This is a genomic window from Streptomyces sp. NPDC001508 (assembly GCF_040298665.1).
In the GTDB taxonomy this organism is placed as follows: domain Bacteria; phylum Actinomycetota; class Actinomycetes; order Streptomycetales; family Streptomycetaceae; genus Streptomyces.
Map to the genome: position 1 here is coordinate 36,203 of NZ_JBEPAP010000007.1, position 18,367 is coordinate 54,569.

Below are 18,367 nucleotides of genomic sequence, written 5' to 3' on the forward strand. Positions count from 1 at the left end.
AAGGCTAGTTGACTCTCTGTCAGTGTCCAATCACAGTAGCGGCAGAGACCTATCGACTTATTTATCGTTGGGCCCTGCCCGGGGGGCCGCGCAAGGAGCAGGGGAAGGGGAGGGCATGCCATGGATCTGGCCTTGCTGCGCACCTTCGTGACCGTGCACCGGGCCGGTTCCTTCACTCGCGCCGCCGCGCTGCTGGGTCTGTCCCAGCCGGCGGTCACCTCCCAGATCCGGACGCTGGAGCGGCAGCTGGGCCGCCCGCTGTTTCTGCGGAAGGCCCGAGGGGTGACCCCGACGACCATCGGCGACGAACTCGCCCATAAGGCCGCCCCGCATCTCGACGCCCTGGTGGAGATCACCGAGACCGGCCTGGACGACGAGTCCTCCCCGCGCACCCTGCATCTGGCCGGCCCGCCCGAGTTCACCGCCTTACGTGCGCTCCCGGCGCTCACGGAACTCACCGGCGACGACGGTCAGGGATTCGCCCTCCGTGCCTCCTTCGGCAACCCCGAGGAGATCCTGGAGGGGCTGGCCGCCGGACATCACGACCTGGCCATCAGCACGGCCCGCCCCCGCGGTGCCCTGCTCACCGCGACCCCGCTGTGCGACGAGGAGCATGTCCTGGTCGCCGCCCCACGCTGGGCCGAGGAGATCGACCCCGGGCGGTTGTGCGGCAAAGGGGCGCCCGCCCTGGAGAACCTGCCCGTCGTCGAGGTCCACGAGTCGCTGCCCTTCGTCTCCCGGTACTGGGCCTCCGTCTTCGGCTGCCGCCCGGCCGCCTCGGGCACCGTAATCGTCCCCGATCTGCGAGCGGTCCTCGCGTGTACGACGGCGGGCGCGGGCCTCGCCGTCCTGCCCCGCTATCTGTGTGCCTGCGCCCTCGACCGCGGCGAGGTGATCGCGCTGCACGAGCCCCCGGTGCCGCCGCTGCGCACGTACTTCCTGGTGGTGCGCACCGGCACCCTCGCCATGCCGCATATCGCCCGGGCGCACGAATGGCTCCGGCGGGCGGCCACGGACTGGGACTGAGCGGCCCAGGGCCGGGTCACACCGTGCGGTCGGGTCGTGGCCCTTTGCGATGTTTCACGTGGAACCAGCCGGGCCACATTTCCTCCATGACCGTCCGACCCGTGGTCAAGCGCACCGCACGCGCCGTCCTCCTGGACGGCGACGACCTGATTCTGATCAAGCGCACCAAACCCGGAATCGATCCCTACTGGGTCACCCCCGGTGGCGGGGTCGAGCCGAAGGACACAACCGTCGTCGACGCCCTGCACCGCGAGGTGTACGAGGAACTCGGCGCCAAGATCACCGATGTGGTGCCCTGTTTCGTGGACACCGTGGAGCACATCGGCGAGGACGGCGGCGCGACCGGTGTGAAGGTGCAGCACTTCTTCGTCTGCCGACTGGAGTCCATGGACCCGGCCCTGCGCCATGGCCCCGAAGTGGACCAGCCCATGGGCGAGTACGAGATCGTGCGGGTGCCGTTCACCCGCGTCGGCATCGCCTCCGTCCATCTCGTGCCGCTGTCGCTGCGGCACTATCTGGACGGCAATATCGAAGGTGTGCGCGCCATGCACGCCCCCGACCTCGGCTGACGGTTCAGTCCCCGACGGTGACGAGTTCCTCGACCGAGTCATGCCGTATGCGCTCCGCCTGGACGCCTGCGTTCCGCAGCATGGTGACCCCGCTGCGGATCATCCCGGGCGGCCCCGAGAGATAGGCGTCGTACTCGTTCCAGGGGCCGTACTCCCGGATGGCGTCGGGGAGCCGGAGATGCGCCTGCTGGTCGATGACCGCCCGGACCGAGAGCCAGGGGTGGGCCTGCTGGAGCCGGAGCATCGTGTCGATGTCGTACAGGTCGTGGTCGGTGCGGGCGCCGTAGAACACCTCGACCGTGCGGCGCTCGCCGTGTTCGGCGATGTCCTCGACCAGCGCCTTGATGGGCGCTATGCCCGTGCCGCCGCCGAGGCAGAGCAGACCGCTGTCCGTGGTGTGGTCGACGGTCATCGAGCCGGCCGGCGGGCCGAGCCGGATGGTGTCACCGGGGCGGGCGCGGTGCACCAGGGCGTTGGAGACCCAGCCCGCGGGGACCGCCTTCACATGGAACGTCAGCAGCCCGTCCGAACGGGGCGCGGAGGCGAAGGAGTAGTGCCGCCAGATCCGCGGCCACCAGGGGGTCTCCAGGCTGGTGTACTGCCCGGCGAGGAAGGGATAGGGCTGGTTCGGGCGCACGGAGACGACCGCCACGTCGGGCGTCCTGAGTTCATGGCTGACGATCTCCGCGTGCCACCAGGCCGGGGAGCGCATTTCGTCCAGGGCCGCCGCGTCGATCATCACCTGCGACATCGTCGTGTACGCCCGCACCCATGCCGCCTCCGTCTCCGCGTCCCAGACGGCGGAGGCGTACTTGCTCAGCGCGCCGATGAGGCACTCGCCGACGGCCGGGTAGTGCTCGGCCCGGGTGCCGTACTTACGGTGGCCACGGCCGAGGTTCTGCAGATAGTCGATGAGGACGGGGGTGTCGTCGATGTGTTCGGCCGCGGTGAGCAGAGCCTTCAGGAGCCGGTCCCGCTGGGTGTCCATCGCGGCCGGGAACAGCGGCCGCAGATCGGGATGGCGCACGAAGAGGAGCGCATAGAAGTACGAGGTGACCTTGTCGGCGACCGGACCGACCTCGGCCATGGTGCGACGGATGAGAAGGGCGTCCGGTGATGCCTGCGGGGAGACGGGCGCGGAACGCTGCGCGGGCACACGCTGGTCGCGTTGCGGCGGGTCGGACGGGGTGGCCGGCGCCTCGAAGGGTGAGGAGCCGGGCCCCGGTATTCGCTCGGCGGCCGGTGGAGTTTTACCCCCGGCCTCCGGGGCCTCGCCTGTGGTCGTCGTCGGGCCTGGGGTCGGCGAGTCGGCTGGCAGAGAGCTTGGGGACGATGATTCGGAAGGCGACGAGCCGGGGGCGGGGGCGGCAGGGGCGGTCGCGGACGGGTGCTCGTGGGTCTCCGGCGTGCGGCGGCCCACCGGTCGCAGCACGGCCGGGCGGTGGCCCTCCCGCGACTCCTGATCGCTGTCCGACGGCGCGACCGGCGGCGTTCGGTGGGGCGTGAACCAGCCGCCCCCGTCGGACGTGCGGTTGTCCGCCGACGTGGTGGTCGGAGCGTCCATGGTGTGCCTCGCCTCGAACATCTTTCGGTCCGTCCGCGCACTTCCTCGATCGGAAGGTGCCTGCTTTCCCTGCGGACGGCTTGCCTTCTCGCTGCGCCCCGGCGGCCGGTGAGGCCACCACGGCGTCGCGTTCCGAGCGGTGTGAACCCCACCCCGGACATGAACCGGAGTCGACCATACCGGCAGCCGCCACGCACACAAGTCCCTCCTTGCGTGGGCCTCGGCCGGATTCCGATCCCGGTTTCACGTGAAACATCCGCATCGGCACACCGTGGTGACGACCACCCCATGACCAAAAGAACGGTGTGTCTACCCGAAACAGGTAGACGTCAGGGGTGCAGTTCGGACAGCCTGACCTGCGTGCCAACACCTTCCCTCGCCTCCTTGCCCATCCGTCGCCTGACGCCCCGCGATCTCAGCGCCTGCGCCGACTTGTCAGAGGATCGGGGGTGGCCCCGCGAGGAACACAAGTGGGGTTTCCTCCTCACGGCAGGAAGGGGGCACGGTATCGACGACCCCGACGGCGGTCTCGTCGCCGCCTGTGTCGTCACGGAGTACGGCCCCCGGGAACACCCCGACCTGGCTGCCGTCGGCATGGTCCTGGTCGCCGAGCGGCACGCCCGCCAGGGCGTGGGACGCCGGCTGATGCACCATGTCGTGTCGACGATGGGGACCACACCCCTGACGCTGTACGCGACGCCGTACGGCCGCCCGCTGTACGAGGAGTTGGGCTTCAAGGTCATCGGTCGCGCGGAGATGGTGCGCGGGCGCTTCAGCCCTCAGGGGCCGCCGTCAGCGGTCGCGACCCGTGCGGCCACCGCCGAGGACCTGACCTCGATCCTCCGGCTCGACGAGGAGGTGTTCGGCGTCGACCGCACCCCCGTCATCACCCGGCTCCCCGCCTTCGCCGACCGGCTGTATGTCGCCGAGGACAACGGCCGGATCATCGGCTATGCGGGCGCCTGGCCCAATATGGACACCCATGTCGTCGGGCCGCTGATCGCCCGCGACACGGAGACCGCGAAGGCCCTGATCACCGCCCTCGCCGCCCATACCGAGCGCCCGCTGCGCACCGACATCGATGTACGGCACGAGGAACTGCTGGCCTGGGCGAGGGAACGCGGGCTGGCGTCCGTGGCCTTCAACGCGGTGATGACATACGGCAGTACGGATCTGCCCGGCGACTGGACCCGACGGTTCGCGCCGCTGACCGTGGCGGCGGGCTGAGGAACGCTCGCGGACGACGGACGCCGGCTTCCGCTGCGAGGCGGGAGCCGGCGTTGTCCGGTACGGGAGAAGCGTTCAGACGAGCGCGCTGACGGCCGTGAGGGCGAAGCCGTGGTCCTGCTCGGGCGCGCCGCCGCTCACGCCGATCGCGCCGATCAGCCGACCGTCGCGGTGCACCGGGATGCGCCCGCGATACAGCAGGGGCCAGTCGAGCGCGGTGGGCAGGGTGTGGAAGCGTCCGCCGGGCTGTACGGCGTCCATCAGACCGGCGGTGGGCGCGTTCAGTTGGAGCGCGGTGTACGCCTTGCGGGTGCTGGTCTTTCCGGAGACCAGCACCGCCCGGTCGTCCCGGCCGAACGCCAGACGGTTTCGTTCCCGGGCCGGGGTCGGCTCAGTGGTGGACGGCCGTCCGTTGGGTGGTGGGCGTGCCGCCCGCCATCACGGTGCCGACGGCGGAGCCCCGGCGCTCCAGGGCGGCCGAGAGGAAGGCGAGCAGCAGTGCGCCCGCGGCCAGAGCGGCGCCGACCCAGTTGGGGGCGGTGTAGCCGAAGCCTGCCGAGATCACGATGCCGCCGAGCCAGGCAGAGAGGGCGTTGCCCAGGTTGAAGGCCCCGATGTTCACGGCCGAGGCCAGCGTGGGAGCACCGTGTGCCTGGTCGAGGACACGCTTCTGCAGGGGCGGCACGGTGGCGAAGCCCAGGGCGCCGATCAGCGCGATGGTCACGGCCGCCGCGATCTTGTGGTGTGCGGTGGCCGTGAAGAGGGCGAGCACGACAGCCAGGGCGCCCAGGGAGACGTACAGCATGGGCATCAGGGCGCGGTCGGCGAACCTGCCACCGATGAGGTTGCCGGCGACCATGCCGAGGCCGAAGAGCACCAGCAGCCAGGTGACGGAGCCGTCGGCGAAGCCGGCGATATGGGTCATCATCGGCGCGATGTAGGTGATGGCCGCGAAGACTCCGCCGAAGCCGAGGACGGTCATCGCCATGGCGAGCAGCACCTGGGCGTTCTTGAAGGCGGCCAGTTCATGGCGCAGGTGCACCCCCTCGGGCCTGGGCATCTCGGGGACCAGCCGGGCGATGCCGACCAGACCGACGACACCGAGGGCCGCGACGACACCGAAGGTCACCCGCCAGCCGACGTGCTGGCCGATGAGCGTGCCCAGCGGGACACCGACCACGTTGGCGACGGTCAGCCCGGTGAACATCATCGCGATGGCCCCGGCCTTCTTGTTCGGGGCGACCAGTTCAGCGGCGACGACCGATCCGATGCCGAAGAACGCACCGTGGGCCAGGGAGGCGATCACCCGCCCGGCCAGCATGACCGCGAAGGCGGGAGCGAGGGCGGACAACAGGTTCCCGACGATGAACAGGCCCATCAGCAGCATCAGCATCCGCTTGCGCGGAACCTTGGTGCCGAGCACGGTCATCAGCGGGGCGCCGATCACCACGCCGAGCGCGTAGCCGATCACGAGCAGGCCCGCGGCGGGGATGGAGACGCCGAACTCGCCAGCCACCTCGGGCAGTAGGCCCATGATCACGAATTCGGTCGTGCCGATTCCGAAGGCCCCGATCGCGAGGGCCAGAAGCGCGAGAGGCATGAGGACAACCCTTCCCTGGTGATTGCAGATGCGTCTTGCCTGCGCTTACAATAGTTGCAGACGCGGGCTATATGCAACCGCAGGCAATTGCGGGGCTGCTCTATCCTGGTCTCAGCCGCTCCGGGACGGAGGAACCGCCATGACAGCGACCGACCCCTCGCTCACCGCCCTTACCCAGGGCTGGTGCGCCCTCTCCCTGCTGCACGGGAGGATCGAGGCGCATATCGAGCGCGCCCTGCAGGCCGGGCACGGCCTGAGCGTGCGCGAGTACTCGCTGCTCGACGTGCTCAGCAGGCAGCACGACGGCGACGGGGGTCATCTGCAGATGAAGCAGGTCGCCGACGCGGTGGTCCTGAGCCAGAGCGCCACCACCCGGCTGGTCACCCGGCTTGAGGACCGTGGCCTGCTGGAGCGCTATCTGTGTCCGACGGATCGCCGTGGCATCTACACGAACGTCACGGAGGCGGGACTCGCCCTGCTCACGGCAGCACGGCCGACCAATGACGCCGCGTTGCGCGAAGCCCTTGACGAGGCGGCCGCCCATCCGGAACTGGCCCCGCTCGTACGGGTCGTCGAGTCACTGAACGTGCCCACATAGGGTGCCGGTATGGCAGATCTCGCTATACGTGCCGCCGTCGCCGACGACGTCCCCGCCATCGTCGGCATGCTCGCCGACGACCCGCTGGGGGATCAACGGGAGTCCCCGGACGATCTCGCCCCGTATCTGGCCGCGCTGAAGCGACTCGACGCAGATCCGAACCAGCACCAGGTCGTCGCGGTGCGGGAAGGCCGCGTCGTGGGCACGCTCCAGCTCACGATCATTCCGGGACTGTCGCGGCATGGCGCCACCCGGTCGATCATCGAGGCCGTACGCATCCACGCCGACGCGCGCGGCAGCGGCCTGGGCACACGGCTCATCGAGTGGGCGATCGAGGAATCCCGGTGCCAGAACTGCCAGTTGGTCCAGCTGACCTCCGACAACAGCCGCACCGATGCGCACCGTTTCTACGAGCGGCTTGGATTCGCTGCCTCACACACGGGCTTCAAGCTTCAGCTCTGAGCCACCAGGTGGCCTGTTTCACGTGAAACAGGCCACCCCGGACAAGGCCGACTAACCGATCCCCCGCCATCCCTCGGGATCCACCCCGCCGGGCACGGTGGCGCCGTCGTCGTACGGCTGCCGCGTAAACACGAACGAGCCGAGGTCCAGATGGCTCACCGACCCGTCCGGGCGCCGTACGGCCCGCAGAAGCTCCCCGTGGTAGTAGCCCTCCAGCCCGGTCCAGGTGCCGTCACCGTTGGCCCGGAAGCGTGAACTGCGGCCATTGCCGGACAGCGGGCCGAGTGAGAGGCGCCCATCGGCCGTCACCCGCAGGCCATAGCCATGTGTGCCCCAGTACCACTGTCCCGCCAACTCCAGTACGGACGGGTCGACTTCACGCAACGGCCGCCATGGCTCGGGGATCCTCGGCTCGGCCTCGGCGACGATCCGCACGAGATCGGCGCCCACCGCGCCGAGCAGCGGTCCGGAGGTGCAGTTGGCCAGCACCACGGCGGCCACGTCGTCCCCGACGCTGATCGTGAGATTCGCCAGGAAGCCGGGAAGCGACCCGGAGTGCCCGACCAGCAGCCGACCATGACGGTGCTGGATCTGCAGGCCGAGACCATAGGTGGCGCCGTCCATGACATCGGCCGCCTCGGCCGGCGCCGCGGGCGTCCGCATCTCCCGCACGGAGTCCGCGCTCAGCACCCGGTCGTCCCCCCGGGCGAGGAAGGCCGCGAACCGCGCCAGATCCCCGGTGGTGGACCACAGTTGACCGGCCGGTGCCATCCGGCCGAGATCCTCGACCGGCTCGGGCAGGAGGACATCGGCCCAGGGGTGGACGGCCCAGCCGCCCGCGTGCGGGGCCCGGGGCTGGGCGCCGGTCCGGTCCAGGCCCAGGGGTTCGAGCACCTCCCGGTGCAGCACCTCCTCCCAGGGGGCGCCGCGCACCTCCTCCACCAGGGCGCCGAGCAGTGTGTAGCCGGGGTTCGAGTAGTGGTGCCGCCGGCCGACCGGATGCACGAGGGGCCTTTCACCGAGCACATCGCTCAGCTCGGGGCGCAGCGCGCCGGGGGTCCGTTCCCACCAGGGGGCCGGCGACTCGGCCGCCAACCCGCCCGTGTGGGCGAGCAGTTCGGCGATGGTGGCCTCCCCCGCGCCGGTGCCCGGCAGATGCTTCTCCAGCGGATCGCCCAGGTCCAGCACGCCCTCGTCACGCAGCCGCAGCACGAGAACGGCCGTGAACGCCTTGGTGATGGACCCGATCCGGTACTGCACGTTCTCGTCCGGTGCGTGCCCGTCCATCGAGCTGCGGGACCCGTGCCACACGGCCCGGCCGTCCCGCACGACCGCCGCCACCAGCGAGGGCGCCCGCCCCTCGGCCTGCGCCACGGCAATCCGGTGCAGCAGCGCCCGCCGCGTGGCGGGGAGCAGTTCTTCTGGAGATGTCGTCATGCCCCCAGTCCATCCGCTCGGGGCACACGCGTCGAGCCCATTTCCGCGCCGTCCCACGGCGTCCACGACGGGCCCGCCGCCGGGGTCAGGTCTGGGCCATGTCCACGAAACGTGAGTAGTGGCCCTGGAAGGCGACCGTGATGGTCGCCGTGGGGCCGTTTCGGTGCTTGGCGACGATCAGGTCCGCCTCGCCCGCGCGGGGTGACTCCTTCTCGTAGGCGTCCTCGCGGTGTAGCAGGATGACCATGTCGGCGTCCTGCTCGATGGAGCCGGACTCACGCAGGTCGGAGACCATCGGCTTCTTGTCGGTGCGCTGCTCGGGGCCGCGGTTGAGCTGGGAGAGCGCGATGACGGGAAGCTCCAGTTCCTTGGCGAGCAGCTTGAGGTTACGGGACATGTCCGAGACCTCCTGCTGACGGCTCTCGGCCCGCTTGGAGCCACCGGACTGCATCAGCTGGAGGTAGTCGATGACGACCAGCCTGAGGTCATTGCGCTGTTTCAGCCGACGGCACTTGGCGCGGATCTCCATCATCGACAGGTTCGGGGAGTCGTCGATGTAAAGAGGGGCGGCCGAGACGTCCGGCATACGGCGGGCCAGCCGGGTCCAGTCCTCGTCGGTCATCGTCCCGGACCGCATGTGGTGCAGGGCGACACGCGCCTCGGCTGACAGCAGACGCATCGCGATCTCGTTGCGGCCCATTTCGAGCGAGAAGACGACACTCGGCAGGTTGTGCTTGATCGAGGCGGCCCGCGCGAAGTCCAGCGCCAGCGTCGACTTGCCCATGGCGGGTCGCGCCGCGATGACGATCATCTGGCCCGGGTGCAGACCGTTCGTCAGGGAGTCGAAGTCCGTGAACCCGGTGGGCACCCCGGTCATCTCGCCGCTGCGCGAGCCGATCGCCTCGATCTCGTCGAGGGCGCCCTCCATGATGTCGCCGAGCGGCAGGTAGTCCTCGCTGGTGCGCTGCTCGGTGACCGCGTAGATCTCGGCCTGGGCGCGGTTGACGATCTCGTCGACATCGCCGTCGGCCGCGTATCCCATCTGGGTGATACGAGTGCCCGCCTCGACCAGCCTGCGCAGGACCGCCCGCTCGTGGACGATCTCCGCGTAGTACTCGGCGTTCGCCGCCGTCGGCACGGTCTGGACGAGGGTGTGCAGATAGGACGCGCCGCCGACCTTGTTGATCTCGCCGCGTTTGGTGAGTTCCGCGGCGATGGTGATGGGGTCGGCCGGTTCGCCCTTCGCATAGACGTCGAGGATCGCCTGGTAGATCGTCTCGTGCGCGGGCTTGTAGAAGTCGTGGCCCTTGAGGACCTCGATGACATCGGCGATGGCGTCCTTGGACAGCAGCATGCCGCCGAGGACGGACTGCTCGGCGTCGAGGTCCTGCGGCGGCACCCGCTCGAACGACGAACCACCGCCGTCCCAGCCGCCGTTCTCCCGACCCCGTTCGTGCTGCTCGTCCCGGCTCGGGCCGGCGTCCCCGCGACGGCGGGAAGCGGGCAGACGATCGCTGGGTCCGCTGTCGGCCCACGGGTCGTCCAAGGGCTCGGAAATGCTCACCGAGCCACCTCCTCCCGTCCGCCGCGCGGACCTCGCCGTGCCCCTCATTTCTACGGCACGGCACTGACAAATAGGACGCCCAACTCCGGTTCTGCCGCGTCGGTTTTGTGAGGGTTCCGAGGTCGGTGAGGCAAGCGGGCGCCGGACCACGTTAGGCCCCTCAGCAGCGTCAGCCAATCTGGTTATCCACAGGCCATGTGGACGACGGCCCCGATGCTGTGGAGAACTCGGCAAAACCTGTGTACGACGCGGTGGACAGCCCTGTGAACAAGCCTCCACACCCCTCGTGGAAATGGCTCTGACCTGCGGCTTTCCCATCCACCGGCTGTGCGTAAGAAAAACTTCCCCCGTCGGATCAAGATCGCCTCGAACCGTACACGAGAGCACACTCCGTAACATCAAAAGTAAGGACCACAAACCGTTTGCATCTCTTACCTGTGGACGATTAGATTAGCGCCCATGCCACAGGCTTCCGCCATACCCGGGGACCCCCGTCGACAGCACGACCGAGAGATCGTCGCACTGGCCGTTCCGGCCTTCGGCGCACTGGTCGCCGAGCCCCTGTTCGTCATGGCGGACAGTGCGATCGTCGGCCATCTGGGCACGGCCCAGCTCGCCGGCCTCGGCGTCGCCTCGGCGCTCCTGACGACCGCCGTGAGCATCTTCGTCTTCCTCGCCTACGCCACCACGGCGGCGGTTGCTCGAAGGGTCGGCGCGGGCGACCTCCAAGCCGCCATCCGCCAGGGCGTGGACGGCATCTGGCTTGCACTGCTGCTGGGACTCGCCGTCATCGCCGTCGTCCTGCCCCTGGCCCCGGCCATCGTGGACCTCCTCGGCGCCTCGGCCACCGCAGCGCCGTATGCGACCACCTACCTCCGTATCTCCTCCTTCGGTATCCCGGCCATGCTGATCGTGCTCGCCGCCACCGGTGTCCTGCGCGGCCTCCAGGACACAAGGACCCCGCTCTATGTCGCCGTCGCGGGCTTTGTCGCCAACGCGGCCCTCAACGCCGGACTGGTCTACGGCGCCGGGCTCGGCATCGCGGGATCCGCCTGGGGCACGGTCATCGCCCAGTGCGGGATGGCAGCGGTCTACCTCGTCGTGGTCGTCCGGGGCGCACGTGAACACGGCGCACCACTACGGCCCGACGCCGCCGGCATCAGAGCCTCCGCCCAAGCCGGCCTCCCACTGCTCGTCCGTACGCTCTCGCTGCGGGCGATTCTCATGATCGCCACGGCCGTCGCGGCCCACCTCGGAGATGCCGACATCGCCGCCCACCAGATCGTCCTGTCGCTCTGGAGCCTGCTGGCCTTCGCGCTTGACGCCATAGCGATCGCCGGCCAGGCCATCATCGGTCGCTACCTGGGCGCGGACGATCCCCAAGGAGCCCGGGATGCCTGTCGCCGGATGGTGCAGTGGGGTATAGCGGTCGGCCTGGCCCTCGGACTGCTGGTGGTCGTGGCGCGCCCGCTCTTTCTGCCCCTGTTCACCGGTGACTCCGTCGTCCGGGACGCCGCGCTGCCCGCGCTGCTCGTCGTGGCGCTGTCCCAGCCGATCTGCGGAGTGGTCTTCGTTCTGGACGGCGTTCTGATGGGCGCGGGGGACGGCCCCTACCTCGCCGGGGCCATGGTGCTCACTCTCGCGGTCTTCACCCCGGTCGCCCTGCTCGTTCCCGTACTCGACGGTGGGCTCACCGCGATCTGGGCCGCCATGACGCTGATGATGACGGTGCGGATGCTGACGCTCTGGCTGCGTTCCCGTTCGGGCCGTTGGATCATCACGGGTGCCACCCGCTGACCGTTTCACGTGAAACACCGCGGGTGGCCGTGTTTCACGTGAAACGCGTCCGTCCCGCCCTCGATCGACCAGAGCGGACCACATGGAAGGGACCGCACCCCTGATGGGTGCGGTCCCTTCCATGACTGCTCAAGCAGAACGCAGCGATCAGGCCGCGACAACCTCGATGCTGACTTTGGCGGCCACCTCGGGGTGCAGACGCACGGACGTCTCGTGGGCGCCCAGGGTCTTGATCGGGGCGGCCAGCTCGATGCGGCGCTTGTCGACCTCGGGGCCACCGGAAGCCTTGATCGCGGAAGCGATGTCGGCCGGGGTGACGGAACCGAAGAGGCGGCCTGCGTCGCCGGAGCGGACGGGCAGACGGACCTTCACGCCTTCGAGCTGGGCCTTGACCTGGTTGGCCTGCTCGATGGTCTGGATCTCGTGGATCTTGCGAGCGCGACGGATCTGCTCGACGTCCTTCTCGCCGCCCTTGGTCCAGCGGATCGCGAACTTCCGCGGGATCAGGTAGTTGCGAGCGTAACCGTCCTTGACCTCGACGACGTCGCCCGCGGCACCGAGGCCGGAGACCTCGTGGGTGAGGATGATCTTCATGAGTCGGTCACCCTTCCCTTAGCGCGCGGTGGAGGTGTAGGGCAGCAGCGCCATCTCACGGCTGTTCTTGACTGCCGTGGCGACATCACGCTGGTGCTGCGTGCAGTTGCCGGTCACGCGGCGGGCACGGATCTTGCCGCGGTCGGAAATGAACTTCCGCAGCATGTTCGTGTCCTTGTAGTCCACGTACGTGACCTTGTCCTTGCAGAAAGCGCAGACCTTCTTCTTAGGCTTGCGCACAGGCGGCTTCGCCATGGTGTTTCTCCTGTGTGATCAAGAAGTGTGGGTACGGCCCGTCCCTGGTCCAAAGACCTAGAAGGGGGGCTCGTCCGAGTAGCCGCCTCCGCCGCCGGAGCCTCCGCCCCAGCCGCCGCCACCGCCGCCGCCCTGCTGGCCGCCACCGGCGGGAGCGCCGGTCGCCCACGGGTCGTCGGCGGGAGCGCCGCCGCCCTGCTGGCCGCCGCCGGGGCCGCCGCCCCAGCCGCCGCCACCCTGGCCGCCGCCACCGCCGCCGTAACCACCCTGGCCGCCGCGGCCGCCACCGGAGGTCTTGGTCACCTTGGCCGTGGCGCTGCGGAGACTGGCGCCGACTTCCTCGACGTCCAGCTCGTAGACCGTGCGCTTGACGCCCTCACGGTCCTCGTAGGACCGCTGCTTCAGTCGGCCCTGCACGATGACGCGCATGCCTCGCTGGAGCGACTCGGCGACGTTCTCCGCCGCCTGACGCCAGACCGAGCAGGTCAGGAAGAGGCTCTCGCCGTCCTTCCACTCGTTCGTCTGACGGTCGAAGGTGCGAGGAGTGGACGCGACGCGGAACTTCGCGACCGCCGCACCGGACGGGGTGAAGCGCAGCTCGGGGTCATCGACAAGATTGCCGACGACCGTGATGACGGTCTCGCCTGCCATGGGGAACCTCTCGGCGGGTTTGCTCTGGCTGCTTGCTACTCGAATCCCGAGGTCGACTGAGCCGAAGCTCAGTGCATCTCGGGGCGGAGGACCTTGGTCCGGAGGACCGACTCGTTCAGGTTCATCTGGCGGTCGAGCTCCTTGACGACCGCAGGCTCGGCCTGCAGGTCGATGACCGAGTAGATGCCCTCGGGCTTCTTCTTGATCTCGTACGAGAGACGACGACGACCCCAGGTGTCGACCTTCTCGACCTTGCCGCCGCCGTCACGGACGACGGACAGGAAGTTCTCGATCAGCGGGGAGACAGCACGCTCCTCAAGATCGGGGTCGAGGATGACCATCACCTCGTAGTGACGCATGTGGAACCCACCTCCTTCGGACTCAGCGGCCACGGTCGTTCCGTGGCAGGAGGGTTGTGATGCGTACGCAACGGTATCGGCCGCCACTGACAATCAGGGGGTCCCGCCGGGATTCCCCCCACCGCGGTCCGGGCAGACACCGATGCAGACGGTACACACTACCCGCCCACCGGCTTCCGGTTGAAATCCGGTCGCGGGGGCCGTCAATCTGTACACATCGGGTGTGTAAGGCGCTACGATGCGCCGCCTTCCGCAGGAGGTGCCCCATGGCACAGGCATTGCGACCCAACACCGCCGGATCTCTCTTCGCCACCGACGACAAGCTTCATCCGATCCAGGACGCCCTGCTCGGGCTGACGCTGGTGCTCGGACTGACGGCCTTCATCACGTCCTTCTTCCACAGCCTGCACCTGCTCAGTTCCTGGACCGGCCTGGTGGGCATCCTGACCGGTGCCTTCGGACAGTGGATCTCGGAGACCACACGTGAGCGGTTCGGTCTGATCCTGGGTCTCGGTGCCGCGGGCATCGGCTTCTTCATCAGCATGGCGCACGGTGGCCTGTTCGGCGGTCTCCTCTGACCCTGCCGACACCACCGGCCGAACTTCATGTGAAGCAACTCCCAACGCACCGGCGTCCACAGGCCGGTGCGAAGGTCCCGTACGGCCAGCCGGGGCGCCGGGAAGGCGCAGTAGGCTTCGGCGCGAGAGCCGGAGCCCCTGTACCCAGGGGGACACACCAGCCCGAGGAGCGCCCCGAATGACCCTGACCCTGAGGACCATCAGTCGTGAGCAGCATCTGGCCTACATCCAGAGCCTGCCGGCGGCGAGTCACATGCAGGTCCCGGCCTGGGCCGACGTCAAGGCGGAGTGGCGCTCCGAGAACCTGGGCTGGTTCGACGACCGCACGGGCGAAATGGTCGGCGCGGGCCTGGTCCTCTACCGCCAGTTGCCCAAGATCAAGCGCTATCTCGCCTATCTCCCCGAGGGCCCGGTGATCAACTGGTTCGCGCCGAACCTGGACGACTGGATCCAGCCGATGCTCGCCCATCTCAAGCGGCAGGGCGCGTTCTCCGTGAAGATGGGCCCGCCGGTGATCATCCGGCGCTGGGAGGCCAACTCCATCAAGCAGGGCATCCAGAACCCGGACGTCAAGCGTCTGCGTGACATCGAGGCCGACTTCATCGAACCCCGCGCCTTCGAGGTGGCCGACAAGCTGCGCCGCATGGGCTGGCAGCAGGGCGAGGACGGCGGCGCCGGCTTCGGCGATGTCCAGCCCCGCTATGTCTACCAGGTGCCGCTGGCCAACCGCTCCCTGGAAGAGGTCCACAAGAACTTCAACCAGCTGTGGCGGCGCAACATCAAGAAGGCCGAGAAGGCTGGTGTCGAGGTCGTCCAGGGCGGCTATCACGACCTGGAGGAGTGGCAGCGGCTGTACGAGATCACCGCGGTACGCGACCACTTCCGGCCCCGCCCGCTGTCGTACTTCCAGCGCATGTGGACCGCCCTCAACACCGAGGACCCCAACCGCATGCGGCTGTACTTCGCCCGGCACAACGGGGTGAACCTGTCGGCGGCGACGATGCTGATCGTCGGCGGACACGTCTGGTACTCCTACGGCGCCTCCGACAACATCGGCCGCGAGGTCCGGCCCTCGAACGCGATGCAGTGGCGGATGCTGCGCGATGCCTATGCGCTCGGCGCGACCGTCTACGACCTGCGCGGGATCTCCGACTCGCTGGACGAGACCGACCACCTCTTCGGCCTGATCCAGTTCAAGGTGGGCACCGGCGGCCAGGCCGCCGAGTACATCGGCGAGTGGGACTTCCCGCTGAACAAGCTGCTCCACAAGGCGCTGGACATCTATATGTCGCGCCGCTGACCGCGCGCCGGGGGCTTCGATACCGTCGATAGCTCTCATACCTCTGACACACCGCAGCCACGAGAAAGGTTCCAGGTCCGGCCATGGCGCTCACGCTCTACGTCGACACCGCGCGCTGGCGGGCGCATCACAAGCACGTGCAGGAGCAGTTCCCGGGTCTCGTCCCGGTCTGCAAGGGCAACGGCTACGGCTTCGGGCACGAGCGTCTGGCGGAGGAGGCCACACGGCTGGGCTCCGACGTCCTCGCCGTGGGCACGACGTACGAGGCCGCACGGATCAAGGACTGGTTCGGCGGTGATCTGCTGGTGCTGACGCCCTACCGGCGCGGCGAGGAGCCCGTACCGCTGCCCGACCGGGTCATCCGCTCGGTGTCGTCCGTGGACGGCGTGTACGGCCTCGTGGGCGCCCGCGTGGTCATCGAGGTGATGTCCTCGATGAAGCGGCATGGGATCACCGAGCAGGAGCTGCCGCAGCTGCACGCCGCCATAGAGAACGTCCGGCTGGAGGGCTTCGCCATCCATCTGCCGCTGGACCGCACCGACGGCTCGGACGCCGTCGAGGAGGTCATCGGCTGGATGGACCGGCTGCGCGCGGCGCGGCTGCCCCTGCACACGATGTTCGTCAGCCATCTGAAGGCCGATGAACTGGCCCGGCTGCAGCAGCAGTTCCCGCAGACCCGTTTCCGTGCCCGCATCGGCACCCGGCTGTGGCTGGGCGACCACGAGGCCACCGAGTACCGCGGCGCGGTCCTGGACGTGACGCGCGTGGCCAAGGGCGAGCGCTTCGGCTACCGCCAGCAGAAGGCCGCCTCCGACGGCTTCCTGGTGGTCGTGGCGGGCGGTACGTCGCACGGGGTGGGGCTGGAGGCCCCCAAGGCGCTGCACGGTGTCATGCCACGCGCCAAGGGCGTGGCACGGGCCGGCCTCGCCACCGTCAACCGGAACCTCTCCCCGTTCGTGTGGGGCGGCAAGCAGCGCTGGTTCGCCGAGCCGCCGCACATGCAGGTGTCGATCCTGTTCGTGCCGTCGGACGCACCCGAGCCGAAGGTCGGCGAGGAACTGGTGGCCCATCTGCGGCACACCACCACGCAGTTCGACCGGCTGATGGACCGCTGAGCCGGCCTCCGCGCCGCCCCCGGACAGCCGACGGGCCGTACACGGACTTCCGTGTACGGCCCTTGCCACGCACCGGTGCCGTTCTGTGGCTCGGCGGCTCTTCAGGGACGGTGTTCGCTCAGAGCGAACGGTCCGTCGAGGCCGGCGGTCCCTGGCTTCCCCATTCCACCTGCGGCGCGCCGAAGTGGGTGGCGTGCCGCGGCGGGCGGGCCGCGCCGCCGAGGACGAAGACGTCCTCGGCCCCGTCGAGCACTCCGCCCGAGGGGTCGTCGTCACCGGCCCGGCGCACCACGTCCCGCTCCGGCATGAGGATGTCCCGCACGACCATGACGCACAGGAACAGCGTGCCCAGCAGATGCACCGCGATCGCCCAGTGGTACCCCTGGGTGGGCAGGCCCTTGTGGGCGTCTCCGCTGGTCGTGTAGGCGAGGTACATCCAGATCCCCAGGAAGTACGCCACCTCGCAGGCCTGCCAGATCAGGAAGTCCCGCCACTTGGGCCGGGCCAGTACGGCGAGCGGCACCAGCCACAGGACGTACTGCGGCGAGTAGACCTTGTTGGTGAGGATGAACGCGGCCACGATCAGGAAGGCGAGCTGCGCGAAACGGGGCCGGCGCGGGGCGACGAAGGTGAGCGCCGCGAGGCCGCCGCAGCACAGCAGCATCAGCACCATGGCGAGCGTGTTGACCGTCTCGGTGGTGGGCGGGTGGGTCGAGTTCTGGGCCCAGATCAGCCAGAAGGAACCGAAGTCCACGCCTCGTTCCTGGCTGAACCTGTAGAACTTCGACCAGCCCTCGAAGGCGAAGAGCATCACCGGCAGGTTCACGACGAGCCAGGCGACCACCGCACCGCCCAGGGCCGTGCCGAAGCCCCGCCACTTGCCCGCGCGCCAGCACAGCAGGAACAGCGGGCCGAGCAGCAGCAAGGGATAGAGCTTCGCGGCCGTGGCGAGCCCCAGGAGGACGCCGAAGGCGAGGGAGCGGCCGCGGGACCACATCAGCATCGCCGCGGCCGTCAGAGCGACCGCCAGCAGGTCCCAGTTGATGGTGGCGGTCAGCGCGAAGGCGGGTGCCAGGGCGACCAGCAGTCCGTCCCAGGGGCGCCGGGCGTGGGTGCGGGTCACACAGACGGCGATGACGGCCGTGCACACCATGAGCATCCCGGCGTTGACGAACCAGTACCACTGCTCCTGGTGCTGGATGCTGCCGCTGCCGGGCGTGAGCCAGGCGGCCACCTCCATGAACACACCGGTGAGTACCGGGTACTCCAGGTAGTCCATGTCGCCCGGGAGCCTGTCGAAGTAGGGCACGAGCCCGTCGGCGAAGCCACGCCCCTGGTAGAGGTGCGGAATGTCCGAGTAGCACGCATGCGTGTACTGCGAACTGGCACCGAAGAACCAGGCGCCGTTGTAGCAGGGTGCCTTCTGGACCAGGCCGAGGGCGAACATGCCGATCGCCACCAGCGCGACCACCCGTACGGGGGTCCACCAGGACGTGCCGAGCAGGGCACGCCGTCCGATGGGGCCGCCGATCAGCTCACTGCCGGCCGCGGCGACCTCGTCCTGCCTGGTCGGCCGCACCGGCTCCGGCTCATGCACGCGTGTGGGCGTCGTTTCTGCACTGGGCATGGGGCACATCCTGCCGTACGCGCCCTGGAACACGCCGAGGGCCG

The 18,367-nt window shown here is 69.1% G+C and carries 18 protein-coding genes and 1 pseudogene; 9 read left to right on the forward strand and 10 right to left on the reverse strand.

Annotation, left to right across the window (positions count from 1 at the left end; genetic code table 11):
• Positions 1-120 precede the first annotated feature (120 nt).
• A complete protein-coding gene (locus ABT245_RS09290) occupies positions 121-1,026 on the forward strand; it encodes a LysR family transcriptional regulator (RefSeq protein WP_351730812.1) in 906 nt (301 codons plus the stop codon).
• A gap of 86 nt (positions 1,027-1,112) precedes the next feature.
• Entirely contained in the window at positions 1,113-1,595 is a 483-nt protein-coding gene (locus tag ABT245_RS09295; RefSeq protein WP_351730815.1) for an NUDIX domain-containing protein, read from the forward strand.
• A gap of 4 nt (positions 1,596-1,599) precedes the next feature.
• On the opposite strand, the gene ABT245_RS09300 is transcribed toward ABT245_RS09295, so the two are convergent.
• Positions 1,600-3,180, reverse strand: coding sequence for a globin domain-containing protein (locus ABT245_RS09300; RefSeq protein ID WP_351730818.1), 1,581 nt, complete (start codon positions 3,178-3,180; stop codon positions 1,600-1,602).
• Between the two features lie 339 nt (positions 3,181-3,519).
• On the opposite strand from ABT245_RS09300, the gene ABT245_RS09305 reads away from it, so the two are divergent.
• On the forward strand, positions 3,520-4,386 hold the full coding sequence (locus ABT245_RS09305; RefSeq protein ID WP_351730820.1) for a GNAT family N-acetyltransferase: 867 nt from the start codon (positions 3,520-3,522) through the stop codon (positions 4,384-4,386).
• Positions 4,387-4,461: 75 nt separating this feature from the next.
• Here ABT245_RS09305 and ABT245_RS09310 read toward each other — a convergent pair.
• Together ABT245_RS09310 and ABT245_RS09315 are read right to left on the reverse strand one after the other, a co-directional pair.
• Positions 4,462-4,749: pseudogene (locus ABT245_RS09310) on the reverse strand (GlcG/HbpS family heme-binding protein); the annotation flags it as partial.
• Between the two features lie 28 nt (positions 4,750-4,777).
• Positions 4,778-5,986: an MFS transporter gene (locus tag ABT245_RS09315; RefSeq protein WP_351730823.1), complete on the reverse strand. Its 1,209-nt coding sequence runs from the start codon at positions 5,984-5,986 to the stop codon at positions 4,778-4,780.
• A 139-nt stretch (positions 5,987-6,125) separates the two neighbouring features.
• Between ABT245_RS09315 and ABT245_RS09320 the strand changes: the two genes are divergently transcribed.
• Together ABT245_RS09320 and ABT245_RS09325 are read left to right on the forward strand one after the other, a co-directional pair.
• Positions 6,126-6,584, forward strand: a complete 459-nt coding sequence (locus tag ABT245_RS09320) for a MarR family winged helix-turn-helix transcriptional regulator (protein ID WP_351730825.1) — start codon at positions 6,126-6,128, stop codon at positions 6,582-6,584.
• Between the two features lie 9 nt (positions 6,585-6,593).
• Positions 6,594-7,046 (forward strand): GNAT family N-acetyltransferase, encoded by a 453-nt coding sequence (locus tag ABT245_RS09325; protein WP_351730828.1) that lies wholly within the window; start codon positions 6,594-6,596, stop codon positions 7,044-7,046.
• A gap of 51 nt (positions 7,047-7,097) precedes the next feature.
• On the opposite strand, the gene ABT245_RS09330 is transcribed toward ABT245_RS09325, so the two are convergent.
• Together ABT245_RS09330 and dnaB are read right to left on the reverse strand one after the other, a co-directional pair.
• Positions 7,098-8,483: a serine hydrolase domain-containing protein gene (locus ABT245_RS09330; protein ID WP_351730830.1), complete on the reverse strand. Its 1,386-nt coding sequence runs from the start codon at positions 8,481-8,483 to the stop codon at positions 7,098-7,100.
• Positions 8,484-8,568: 85 nt separating this feature from the next.
• Entirely contained in the window at positions 8,569-10,047 is a 1,479-nt protein-coding gene (gene dnaB / locus ABT245_RS09335) for a replicative DNA helicase (RefSeq protein WP_351730833.1), read from the reverse strand.
• A 459-nt stretch (positions 10,048-10,506) separates the two neighbouring features.
• Between dnaB and ABT245_RS09340 the strand changes: the two genes are divergently transcribed.
• On the forward strand, positions 10,507-11,844 hold the full coding sequence (locus tag ABT245_RS09340; protein WP_351730836.1) for an MATE family efflux transporter: 1,338 nt from the start codon (positions 10,507-10,509) through the stop codon (positions 11,842-11,844).
• A gap of 147 nt (positions 11,845-11,991) precedes the next feature.
• On the opposite strand, the gene rplI is transcribed toward ABT245_RS09340, so the two are convergent.
• The 4 genes from rplI to rpsF all read right to left on the reverse strand — a co-directional run bounded on the left by rplI (position 11,992) and on the right by rpsF (position 13,703).
• Positions 11,992-12,438: a 50S ribosomal protein L9 gene (rplI, locus tag ABT245_RS09345; protein WP_351730839.1), complete on the reverse strand. Its 447-nt coding sequence runs from the start codon at positions 12,436-12,438 to the stop codon at positions 11,992-11,994.
• A gap of 18 nt (positions 12,439-12,456) precedes the next feature.
• The gene (rpsR, locus tag ABT245_RS09350) at positions 12,457-12,693 is read right to left on the reverse strand and encodes a 30S ribosomal protein S18 (RefSeq protein WP_003949403.1); all 237 of its coding nucleotides are present in this window, start codon (positions 12,691-12,693) and stop codon (positions 12,457-12,459) included.
• 57 nt (positions 12,694-12,750) lie between these two features.
• Positions 12,751-13,344, reverse strand: coding sequence for a single-stranded DNA-binding protein (locus ABT245_RS09355; RefSeq protein WP_351730841.1), 594 nt, complete (start codon positions 13,342-13,344; stop codon positions 12,751-12,753).
• A 68-nt stretch (positions 13,345-13,412) separates the two neighbouring features.
• Positions 13,413-13,703 (reverse strand): 30S ribosomal protein S6, encoded by a 291-nt coding sequence (rpsF, locus tag ABT245_RS09360; protein WP_077798159.1) that lies wholly within the window; start codon positions 13,701-13,703, stop codon positions 13,413-13,415.
• Positions 13,704-13,969: 266 nt separating this feature from the next.
• Between rpsF and ABT245_RS09365 the strand changes: the two genes are divergently transcribed.
• From ABT245_RS09365 to ABT245_RS09375, 3 genes are all read left to right on the forward strand, one after another.
• Positions 13,970-14,281, forward strand: coding sequence for a hypothetical protein (locus ABT245_RS09365; RefSeq protein ID WP_351730843.1), 312 nt, complete (start codon positions 13,970-13,972; stop codon positions 14,279-14,281).
• Positions 14,282-14,459: 178 nt separating this feature from the next.
• Complete coding sequence (femX, locus tag ABT245_RS09370; RefSeq protein WP_351730845.1) at positions 14,460-15,581, forward strand: peptidoglycan bridge formation glycyltransferase FemX; 1,122 nt, start codon at positions 14,460-14,462, stop codon at positions 15,579-15,581.
• A gap of 83 nt (positions 15,582-15,664) precedes the next feature.
• Entirely contained in the window at positions 15,665-16,696 is a 1,032-nt protein-coding gene (locus ABT245_RS09375) for an alanine racemase (protein ID WP_351730847.1), read from the forward strand.
• Positions 16,697-16,814: 118 nt separating this feature from the next.
• Here ABT245_RS09375 and ABT245_RS09380 read toward each other — a convergent pair whose 3' ends face one another.
• Positions 16,815-18,323 (reverse strand): glycosyltransferase family 87 protein, encoded by a 1,509-nt coding sequence (locus tag ABT245_RS09380; protein ID WP_351730850.1) that lies wholly within the window; start codon positions 18,321-18,323, stop codon positions 16,815-16,817.
• Positions 18,324-18,367 lie beyond the last annotated feature (44 nt).